The organism is Parashewanella sp. 2304DJ23-3 (genome assembly GCF_056591695.1).
This window is the reverse complement of sequence record NZ_JBWQOH010000007.1, coordinates 180,834-192,365: the sequence shown is the minus strand read 5'-3', so window position 1 is coordinate 192,365 and position 11,532 is coordinate 180,834. Positions and strand designations below refer to the sequence as shown.

Sequence of the window (11,532 nt, the reverse complement as noted above, 5' to 3'; positions counted from 1 at the left end):
ATAACAGGGTTTGCAGCAGTTTGAATTGGTTGGAACTCAATAACAGGGTTTGCGGCAGTTTGAATTGGTTGGAACTCAATAACAGGGTTTGCGGCAGTTTGAATTGGTTGGAACTCAATAACAGGGTTTGCAGCAGTTTGAACTTCTTTAAAGTCAGCGTTTGGGTTAAATGATAAAGAAAGCGCAATGATTGATAAGGTTGTTTTTAGCATTATTATTATCTCTAATTGTCAAAAAATTGAATAACAAATGAGATAAAGCAGGTCGTATGCCAAACGGTATTAAGAGTTAAAAAATACTATGTATTTCAATCGAGCAAGAATCAATTTTTTTTAAAGGTTGTGATGATAAAGAAGTCACAGGAACTACACAGTATTGAAACACGTTATGGACTAATCTAATTGATCCTGAAATTCTGAAGTTGGTAATGGCTTACTAAATAAGTAACCTTGAATTTCTTCACACTTTAACGCTCTTAAAATACCCAATTGACTTTGCTTTTCAACGCCTTCAGCGACTACCGATAAGCCCATATTATGAGCAATGGTGATAATCGAGTCGACCATTTTTAAATCGCGGTCTGATTTGTCAATATCGTCGATGAATGACTTATCAATCTTCAAAGAATTGATCGGAAAGCGCTTCAAATAAGTTAGTGATGAATAGCCTGTACCAAAATCATCGAGGGCTAAATGTATGCCCATTTCTGTCAGTTTTTGCATAACTTTAATTGCATGTTCAGGATGCTTAATTACTGTACTTTCAGTAATTTCAATTTCTAGATTTTTAGCCGGTAAACCGGTTTTTACAAGAATGTTCGAAATCCGCTCTTGAAGATCGGGTAATGCAAACTGGCGAGAAGATAAATTAACTGCAACACGACCATTAAAATTATTTTCTAAACGCCACCTTTGAGTTGCGGTACAGGCCTTCTCAAGTACAATATCACCAAGCTCAACAATTAGACCTGTTTCTTCTGCTAACGGGATAAATTCCGCTGGAGAAATGATACCTTGTTCAGGATGAATCAATCGCACAAGCGCTTCCATACCGACCACTTTATTAGTTTTTACATCGACTTTGGGTTGATAGAAGACTTCAAAGTGATCATTAATTAGGCCTTCACGAATAAGGTTTTCAACTTCAAGTTGACGGATAGCATTGTTATTTTGTGATTCAGAATAAAAGTGATAACGGTTACCGCCAGCAGATTTGGCTGAATACATTGCCACTTCTGCCTTGCGCAATAATGCTTTTTCATCGTCTTCATCATCAGGGTAGAAAACGATGCCAATGCTTGCACCTACAAAGAGGTTGGTATGATTAATTTCTAGAGTAGCTTTAAAAGTTTCTATTATGCGGTTAGCAAGAGCTGATGCACTGTTTATATCATCAATATTCTCAATTAAAATGGCAAACTCGTCACCACCTAAACGGAAGATATTAGCTTCGCCTTCAACGGCATTAGTTATACGTTGAGTGACGATTTGCAATAGCTTGTCACCCACATCATGGCCAAGTGAGTCATTGATTTTTTTGAAGTTATCAATATCAAGAATCAACAGTGCATTACGCACTTTTCGTTTGACCAAGTTACTTAAAGTAACTTGTAAAAACGAACGATTCGGCAATCCAGTTAATACATCTAAGGTCGACATTTTTTGCAGTTCAACTTCATGTTGTCGACGTACAGAAACATCTGAAAATACTGCAACGTAATGGTTAGCGTGACCATTGTCATCATAGATAGCATCAATGGTTAGATCCATTGCAAAGCTTGTGCCGTCACCTCGTTTAGCATCGACTTCATTGGTCCAACGGCCATGATTACGGAGCATATACTGGATTTGATGTGAGTAACTATCGGGGTATTGGTCGAACTTTAAAATCTTACCAATATAATCAGAGCGCTCAGCTTGAGTAATATCTAAACAGGCTTGGTTAACTTCCACAAAAGTAAATGAATGATCAAGAATAAACATGCCTTCAGAAATATTTTCAATGGCTTTTCCAAATAGCTTGAGCTGTTCTTCAGTATTTTTAAAATCATTAATGTTCTTAATAGTACCAGTCATACGCAAAGGTGTGCCATCTTCACTGCGGACCATAACCTTTGCTCTGTCTAAAATCCAAATCCATTGGTTGGTATTACTTTTGACTCGATAAGATATTTCAAAATGTTCGGTTTTATCATGTAAGTGATCTTCAAGATGTTGTAAAACGCGTTTACGATCCATAGGATGGATATTACTTGGTTGATTTTCACTGTTAGCTCGTTGACCAATTACTGGAAACTCAAGGCTTTCCCACATATTAGAGCGATAGATTTTACCTGTTTCAATATCCCAATCCCACATTTCATCGCCACTGCCCCAAAGAGAAAGCTTTAATCGCTCTTCACTAAGAGCTATTTGTCGTTGAATTTGACGTTTTTTATGCAAAGAGCGAATGAAAATTAAAATCATAACAATACAAAATAGTGCATAAATTCCCTTCGCGAAAGCCGAAAGCCACCAAGGTGGTGTAATAATGATTTTAACAGACGTTACGCCGCTCCGTTTTTTATATATCTGATCAAACCCTACAACCTGAAATTCATAGGTGCCACTTGATAAGTTAGTGAAGGTGGCTGAATTGAATTTTCCTGATTCAATCCATTCTTCTGATAACCCCAATAACCTATATTTATATTCATGTGAACTCAATGGTGAACTATAACTGAGAGTAAATGGATATTCTGAATGTTTTAAGGTAATAGTCTCTGTTGTAGAAATACTTCCAATATAATGATCTTTTGACGCCTTTTTATTAAAAATAAGTAAATTATTTAATACTGGATTAGTAATATCATTTGAGTCATTTAAATTATCAAATATATCTTTTGAATACGAGGTGATGCCACTGTTTCCCACAATAAGCAAATCGTTACTAAAGCCTGAAATTATTTTAGAGCTATTATACTCTGGCTGGCTTCCTTGCTTTTCAGTTATAATTAGTGTTGACATGTCATCAAAATTATATTGAATTATTTTTTTTACAGATGCACCTAAAATATGACTGTCCAGGCAAGCAATAGAGTAGATAGGGTCGGACGTTTCTATTATTTTTTTGAATTTGATTTGATCTTTTTCTTTACGGTAGATTCCGTCAGTCGAAGCATAATATAAAGTATTTTTATGTTTACAAAAATCTAAAACAGTATTGTTATTTATCTTTCTATTTACATCGTTTTCTAATTTGTATAAACCATTTTGAGAGCCTATCAACAGTTGATCTTCGCCTAATGGTAGAAAACTTAATATTGGAGAAGATGGATTTAAAGAACCAATTATTTCAATGTCATTTTTTTTAATTAAGTATATAGTCCCTTTTTCCGAGCCAACAAGTAACTTATCAGAGTTTTCGTTCTCATGAAGAGCATAAATTTTTTCTTTAATAACTAAATTTAAACTTTCATCTTTATCTAATGAATATAAGCCACTTGAACTACCTATGAATAGTTTTTTATCGATTGAACCTAAATGTTTATAACCTATAATGCCAGTTTCTAATTTTCGAGAAATGTTATAAGATTTATCTAAGAAACTGATTTTTGTATCGTTAGATGTAACAACTAATTCATTTTCTAACTTGTTAATACTCCATATATTATCATTTATTGGACTTATTTTTTTCACTTGAAGCTGATGCTTGTTTATAATAATGAATCCACTGCCATATGTGCCAATCACTAATTTATCTGAAAAACTTTGGAAGAGTGTTATTCCTTCAATACTCTTGGGTATGACTCCGAGTACTTTATAAGGTTCTAACTCTGCAATTTGGGTATCACTTATAGATAAAAGCTTATTTCCATAAATTGTAAATAACTTTGCAGGAAAGGAAACTACAGTTTTTTGGTTGTTAATATGAACGATAGTTTCTGTTGAGTTTGCAATATATAAAATTTCATTAAACGTTTCAATGTCATTAGAGTTTGGCTCTATAAGTACCGGATTCTTGTCGAGCAGCTTGTAGACTTCTCCGTTAAATGTTCTGAAATACAAAATATTCTTAATTGCTCTTATTTTTTTTATTTTTAATTTTTTTTCGCTGTTAAATATCGTTTTTCTTATGCTGTTGAAGTTAGAAATTGAATGGATGCTTTTTGCTGTACCGATGAAAATCTCAGAGCCATCTTCATAAATGCTCCATATAGGTTCATCAATGTCTGTAAACTTTTCGAACAATTCGCTCTTATCATTGTATTTTAAAATACCGAAATTAGTTCCTATTAATAAACCATGGTTCTTGGTATAGACTAAATTTCTAATGAAATTTATTTCATTTTTTCCTAATGGAATATTTTTATATACTTTAAACTCATTGCCATCATATTTATTTAAACCATTAACAGTTCCTAACCAGAGATTTCCAAATTGATCTAACGCTGCTGAAGTAACAGTATTCTGAGAAAGTCCATTAGCAACGTTTAAAGAGTCATATGATATTGATAATTGATTACCTGAAAAACGAGTGAGGGACTCGTTTGCATCGGAAAAGTTAGCCTCAGCAGAAAACGCAAAAATCCCACAAAAGAAAAAGCAAAACAAAAAGGCACAAATTTGTCGAAATAGTATGGTCATTTATTGTTCTAATTCGTTAACGCATCTGTTTCAATGCAAAAATAGTGTATCACTTTTTCAGATATTGAAACGTTTGTCAAAGCGTACGCTGTAAATATTTCTCATTTATTTTACAACTGAGAAATAAGTGTACGAATTACGTTAAGTGTCGGAAAATTGACACAAAATATATAACTTAGATGGGTAATTAAGCTGGTTTTATAGTCGGCTAGGTATAAAAAATGCAGTCTTTATAACTGCATTTTATTTTAAATCTGTTTTTTAAGAAACTTACAATTTGAAACGTTTGGAAGTTTCTTTGAACTTGTTAATATTCGAGTCGATTTTTTGACCATTAATTTCAATATTCATTGTATTGCCTGATGAACAGCTAATTAGTATCACTCTGTCGCAATTATCTTCAGTGAGTTTATTGGCGATAAACTGTTGCATATCTTGTTGGGTGATACGCTTTATTTCTTCGACGACTTTCTCTCTCTGAGTAAAGTCATAATCTTTATTACCAATGCTTGACCATAGCCTCTGACTGCGAGTTTTTAAGTTTGGCTCATGCTGCATAATACTGTTGATTAAACCTTGTTTGGTTTCACTCCAATCTTTTTCACTTTCATTTAAGAGCCCTTTAGCATATTCAGCTAGAAAGTTATCGATTTTTGGCAGCAGTTGATCAGGGGTCACTGACGGAGATTGGATATAAAAAATAATCCCTGGGTGGCGGTTTAGTGGTAGATAATTGGTACCAACCACATATCCCAGTTGTTGCTGTGTTCTCAGTTCATGAAAGTAAGCTGAGGAGATGGCTTGATTCAATAAACTGAACATTGCCATTTTGTGTGTGTTCGTTTGTTTAGACTGATAGTAAATCAGAATTGCGTTATCTTGATGTTCGATTTCCAGTTCTCTAACCAGAGAACCTCTATCTGTAATATTTACAAGTTCTCTCGTTGACTCATCGCTCGGAGCTGATACTAAGGTTAATAATTTTGTTATCCGTTGGCTGATTTGTTCAGCTTCTTTTTTAAGAAAATCACCATAGATTAAGCCTTCAACATAGGTGGCTTTATAGAAGTCTTCTACATGTTGATGTAGCTCGTCCAGAGTTGCAGTTTCAAGTTCTTGTGCAAAGGTGAGAGGTTCAAAGCTATGAAGCTGCATTGTCGCCGTTAATGCTGAAAATAGTTGTGAAATCGGCCTTGTCTTGCTGATGTTCCCCCAACTGCGACCCAATTGACGTTTGATGTACTTGAAACGTGTTTCTGAAAAATTTCGTTCTCTGGCTTTTTCTATTATTACCATGAGTAACTTGTACTGTTTGGGAGTAAAGCCGCTAACGTGAAGAGTCAAGCCCGCTTGATGAGGGTAAATGTGGTAACCAAGTCCTGCTACTTCTGCAGCATACGTATGTTCTGTAAGGTTATCCAGCAGCATTTCGATGTATAAACGAGTTAACATAGCGTGTCGTGCACTGCTACTTCCATGTAATGAATCTATTGCAAAATACATGTGCCCCTTAGGAACCTGAAACTCTTGATCTTTCAAATGCCATAACCGATGGCCAGTCCCTTCACTAATTACTTCGGGAAGCGAATTTGCATAATCAGTGAATCGTGGAGTAACGTCCTCAAGTATGTATGGGTTTACTTCAGGGAGGTGAATTTCTGCTCTAGGTTGAATGTCACGCCATTTTATGAGCTGTGTAATAGTGAAATCGTCAACAGCATAATCGGTTGAATACCAATGGCTTGTTCGATTTGTCGGTTGTTCAAGCGCAATTAATGTCAGTCTCATTTTGTCAACATTCAGCTGACTTACCAATTCTAAGGCTTCATCTTCGATAAGTGCGTCCATTCTGTAATCACCAAAAAGTACGTCTTCAAAGTCATAATGTTGAAGATTTAAACTAACATGACTTGCCAGATCGCCTGGTTTAGTTGGCTCTTGATACTCAAATGCTTGCTTTAAAAGATTTGCTCGCTCCTCATATCGCCAGCTCTTCAAGCCTTCAGCTGTGATCAACTGAATGTATTCAAGCGTTACTCGAACGATTTCATCGATATTCTCGATCCCTAAATCGGTGAGTTGGTAGTGGATCGCAAACTCTTTAAAGTTATAGCCAGAAATCCCCCCGCCTGAAGAAAGGTGATTGACCCAACTCTGTTCTTTCAAATAGGAAAGTAAACTGCCTGAGTTCTCATTACCTAATAGATGACTAATAAAAGTGAGAGGTTTTGTACGATAATACTGTTCAATGTTGGGCAAAGTGAAACTGATAGTCAGATGTTTTTGTTTTTTTAGTGGAATGATTTTTATTAGTTTTTGTTGTTGGTCTTCCCCATAAACTGTGACATCTGGATATTGCTTTTCTAATTGTTTGTTTTTTATACTTGAAAAGTATTTTTGAGCCAGTTTTTCTTGAGTCACTAATGAATCAGAACTTACGATGCAAAGTGTCATTATGTTTGCACTGTATAATTCTTCATAAAATGAAACCAACTCTTGTCTTAAGCTTTCAGGTTCGCCAGCAAGCGTTTGTAGGTTGCCGACAGAAAACTTAGAAAACGGATGCTTTTGATTACTCGTTTCTTTACTGACTTCATAGATACGTCGAAGATCTTCTTTCAGTTTCAAACTGTACTCAGAGTCGATTGCATTTCGCTCTCGTTCGACAAGATCTTTATCAAAAAGTGGGGCTATGAAAAATTGGCTAAATCTATCTAATAAATCTTCAAAGGCATTTGGAATAATAGTACTGAAAAAACTCGTATGCTCTGTTCCAGTCCAAGCATTGTTGTTGCCACCATTTTGATTTACGAAAGCATGGAAGGAACCAGGATCTGGATATTTTTCAGTTCCTAAAAAGAGCATATGTTCTAGAAAATGAGCCATGCCAGGACGAGTTTGAGGATCATCAAAATGGCCGACATTAACCGTTAAAGAAATCGCCGATTTCGATGCATTTTTATCCTCAATAAGTACTATTTTTAAATCGTTTTCCAACGTCAGACTGCGATATTGACGATGATCATTTGGGCTAGTGATGATGCTGGATTCTGAATTCAATGAATAATCCCATAAAATGTAAAAAAGAATATGTATACGAAAAATATTACTCTGACCACAATATATAGTGGTTCTATAATCAATTTTTCGCAAATTAATTCTAGAAAAGAGAAAACTTAGATGCTGCTTGTTCGAGATTAAAAGAATGAACAGGGCAACTCAAGGCAAGTTTATTCTGCGTTTTCTTCTCGCCACCTAAAAGCGAAATGTTTATTGTGGTCGTTATCTTCATTTTTAAAGAGATATAGCAAGAGACTACGAATTCCAATTTACTCAAAGTACTGGCTGAACTGAAGTAGATTAGATGCAACTTTCTTTGCTATGTGTCCAGCTCTATTTATCTTTGTAATCAAACCACTATTCTTGCCAATAAACACCTTACATACAAACTAATTCGCTTACGGTTAAATCTTACACCTTTAGGTAGTACGGGTAGTCAGAAACACTAAATGTTTGTGACCAATATCAAAGACCGAACAATTCTGCTTTTTATTTCGTATAGAGAAAATAACGACAACGCTTTGAATTTTCAGGGACCTGTATTGCTATTGAGTCAAAGATATTCCTATTAGTTTTAATTCGATATCTGGATATTTCGTTATTAGCTTTTGTTGATTATCAAAATAGCGTTACAATTGAGTTAGTGATGATGTTCTCCATATGTAATAAGAAGAGAAATTTATGCAATTATTTTTGATGCGCCATGGTGAAGCAAGTTATCAGGCAGACTCTGATAAAGAGCGTATCTTGACAGAGCAGGGTGCTGAGCAATCTAGAGTGATGGCAGGTTGGTTATCGAAAACAATTGAGCAGTTTGATTTAGTGTTAGTAAGCCCATATGTCCGAGCACAGCAGACTTGGAAAAACATTGTAGGCTCAAACATCACTGCAAAAAAAGTTTGCACGCTGACAGAATTAACTCCTTCTTCAGAGCCTTCGCAATCTTCCACAGCCATTGAAGCTTATGCGGAGCATTATAAAGCCGACACAGTATTAGTGGTTGCTCATATGCCGTTGCTTGGTTACTTAGTTAATCAATTTATTCCTAGTGAAGAGCCGCCGCTGTTTGCAACAGCAGGCATCACCATCTTGAATCTTTCAGCCGAGAGTAAAGTGATAGAATCACAAAATAGTCCTGAAACGGTTTCTAGCGAGCGCTAGAAACCGCCATCTTCGATATCAACCAAAACAATTAAGGCAGCGTCGCCACCCCATTCTTTGGGAGCTTGATGAAAGGCTAAAACTTTTGGATGTTGTGCCAACCACATCGGTAATTGCTGTTTCAAAATCCCAGTGCCATGACCATGCATGATATTGCAGCAGTTCATATGCTGTTTCACACAGGCTCGTAATAATGCTGCAATTTCAAGTTTCGCTTCAGTTTGACGCATACCGTGTAAATCTAAAATCAATTCAGGTACATAATCGCCACGTCTTAAGCGTTTAACTTCGTGTTTGTCAATACCTTCTTGACTCCACCGCATGGGGCCTTCATCGGGAAGATAGGGTTGATAAGTGTCTGAAAAATAACTGTCAGCATGAAGTTTTTGCTCACGTTCTTGCAGCACTTTCTTAGATTTAGCTGTTTGTTTGAAATGTACTTTGTCCTGCTTAAGTGGCTTTATACCATTCATTAGGTCAGCAAATGAGTCAAAGTCATTGTTATCTGTCTTCTTGTTCATGGCTTTATTTTACTTAATCTTGTGGCAAGTTGACATACTTTCGGTAAAATACAAAGCATGATTGATGAAGGGGTGACCTCATCACAGTGATAAATATCGGAGCGTATTTTGGATAGAATTTTTGTTGATGAAGCGGTAAATGAGCTTCGTACCATTGGCGACATGTTGCGTTGGTCTGTTAGCCGTTTTAATGACGCTGACATTTATTATGGTCACGGCACCGATAATGCGTGGGATGAGGCCATTGCTTTGGTATTTCATGCGCTGCATTTACCTCATGAAATTGGTCAGCAAGTCATTCATTCAAATTTAACCGCATCTGAAAAGCATAAAATTGTTGAGCTTGTCATTCGTCGTGTTCAAGAACGTTTACCAGTGCCATATCTGACCAATAAAGCATGGTTTTCTGGTTTTGAATTTTATGTTGATGAGCGTGTTCTTGTACCAAGATCTCCGATCGCAGAATTAATTGGTAATCGTTTTAGCCCTTGGCTGTATAACAAGCAAGTGAACCGAGTCTTAGATCTATGTACAGGAAGTGCATGCATTGCTATTGCATGTGCTTATGAATTTGAAGATGCGGAAGTCGATGCACTAGATATCAGTGATGATGCGCTTGAAGTTGCTCAAATTAATGTTGAATCGCACGGGATGATCGAGCGAGTGTACCCTATGCAGTCTGACGTGTTTTCATCAATACCAAAGGGTCCTCAGTATGACCTGATTGTATCTAATCCACCTTATGTGGACCAAGAAGATATTGATGATATGCCAGACGAATATCATCACGAGCCTGAGTTAGGTTTAGCTTCAGGACGTGACGGTTTAGATCTCACTAAGCGTATTTTAGCTAATGCAGCTGATTACTTAACAGAAGAAGGTGTATTAGTGGTCGAAGTGGGGAATTCGATGGTTCATTTAATTGAACAATTCCCTGATGTACCATTTACATGGGTTAACTTTGAGCACGGTGGTGATGGCGTATTTGTATTGACTCGTGATCAACTTGTCGAAAATGAAAGTCTATTTGCAATTTTTAAAGACCAATAAGGATTCGGAGTGTCAGGAAACAGCATAGGTTCAAGCTTCATTGTAACTACCTTTGGTGAGAGTCATGGTAAGGCATTAGGCTGTATTGTTGATGGTTGCCCTCCAGGGATTGAAATTTCAGAAAAAGAAATTCAAAAAGAGTTGGATAGACGTCGCCCAGGTACATCTCGCTATACTACTGCGCGTCGTGAACCCGATGAAGTCAAAATACTTTCTGGTATATTTGAAGGCAAAACCACAGGTACATCAATTGGTTTGTTGATTGAAAATACCGATCAACGCAGTCAAGATTATTCCAATATTAAAGACACCTTCCGTCCTGGACATGCCGATTATACCTACGAACAAAAGTATGGTTTTCGAGATTATCGCGGCGGTGGTCGTTCTTCAGCTCGTGAAACGGCAATGCGTGTTGCCGCTGGAGCCATCGCTAAGAAGTATTTATTAGAAAAACACGGCATTCAAATTACGGGCTATCTCTCTCAATTAGGGCCTATTAAAGCTGAAAAAATAGATTTTGATTTGATTGAAACGAATCCATTTTTCTTCCCTGACTCCTCAAAGCTTGAAGCGTTAGATGAATATATGCGAGAGCTGAAAAAAGAAGGGGACAGCGTTGGGGCTAAAGTTTCAGTAATTGCTACTAACGTGCCCGTTGGATTAGGTGAACCCGTATTTGATCGCTTAGATGCCGATATTGCTCATTCTTTAATGAGCATCAATGCTGTTAAAGGAGTCGAGATTGGTGACGGTTTTGCTGTTGTCGAACAAAAAGGCTCTGAAGGTCGTGACTTAATGTCGCCGAAAGGTTTTGAGTCCAATCATGCTGGTGGCGTATTAGGTGGGATCTCTTCGGGTCAACCTATATTGGCATCAATTGCACTCAAGCCAACATCAAGCATCAGTATTCCTGGTAAGACAATCGACAAGCAGGGTAACGAAATTGATATTGTGACCAAAGGTCGCCATGACCCTTGTGTAGGCATTCGTGCAGTGCCCATTGCTGAGGCTATGCTCGCCATTACTTTGATGGATCATGTACTGAGGAATCGTGGTCAAAATAATGATGTGATTCGTCAAACACCTGAGCTGGGTATGGCTTAATTAAAATATAA

The 11,532-nt window shown here is 36.8% G+C and carries 6 protein-coding genes and 1 pseudogene; 3 read left to right on the top strand and 4 right to left on the bottom strand.

Annotation, left to right across the window (positions count from 1 at the left end):
- From AC1EU2_RS13990 to AC1EU2_RS13980, 3 genes and pseudogenes are all read right to left on the bottom strand, one after another.
- Positions 1-212, bottom strand: a pseudogene (locus AC1EU2_RS13990) (hypothetical protein); the annotation flags it as partial.
- A 180-nt stretch (positions 213-392) separates the two neighbouring features.
- The gene (locus AC1EU2_RS13985; RefSeq protein ID WP_480298889.1) at positions 393-4,625 is read right to left on the bottom strand and encodes an EAL domain-containing protein; all 4,233 of its coding nucleotides are present in this window, start codon (positions 4,623-4,625) and stop codon (positions 393-395) included.
- A gap of 270 nt (positions 4,626-4,895) precedes the next feature.
- Positions 4,896-7,685 (bottom strand): insulinase family protein, encoded by a 2,790-nt coding sequence (locus AC1EU2_RS13980; protein WP_480298888.1) that lies wholly within the window; start codon positions 7,683-7,685, stop codon positions 4,896-4,898.
- Between the two features lie 681 nt (positions 7,686-8,366).
- Between AC1EU2_RS13980 and sixA the strand changes: the two genes are divergently transcribed.
- Positions 8,367-8,846 (top strand): phosphohistidine phosphatase SixA, encoded by a 480-nt coding sequence (sixA, locus tag AC1EU2_RS13975; protein ID WP_480298887.1) that lies wholly within the window; start codon positions 8,367-8,369, stop codon positions 8,844-8,846.
- Here sixA and smrB read toward each other — a convergent pair.
- Positions 8,843-9,367 carry an endonuclease SmrB gene (gene smrB, locus AC1EU2_RS13970; protein WP_480298886.1) on the bottom strand — a complete coding sequence of 175 codons (525 nt, stop codon included), beginning with the start codon at positions 9,365-9,367 and terminating at the stop codon, positions 8,843-8,845. The two genes, sixA and smrB, sit on opposite strands and share 4 nt — an antisense overlap.
- 108 nt (positions 9,368-9,475) lie before the next feature.
- Here smrB and prmB point away from each other — a divergent pair, with 108 nt between their 5' ends.
- Both prmB and aroC read left to right on the top strand, forming a co-directional pair.
- The gene (gene prmB / locus AC1EU2_RS13965) at positions 9,476-10,417 is read left to right on the top strand and encodes a 50S ribosomal protein L3 N(5)-glutamine methyltransferase (RefSeq protein ID WP_480298885.1); all 942 of its coding nucleotides are present in this window, start codon (positions 9,476-9,478) and stop codon (positions 10,415-10,417) included.
- Positions 10,418-10,426: 9 nt separating this feature from the next.
- Positions 10,427-11,521 (top strand): chorismate synthase, encoded by a 1,095-nt coding sequence (gene aroC / locus AC1EU2_RS13960; RefSeq protein ID WP_480298884.1) that lies wholly within the window; start codon positions 10,427-10,429, stop codon positions 11,519-11,521.
- Positions 11,522-11,532 lie beyond the last annotated feature (11 nt).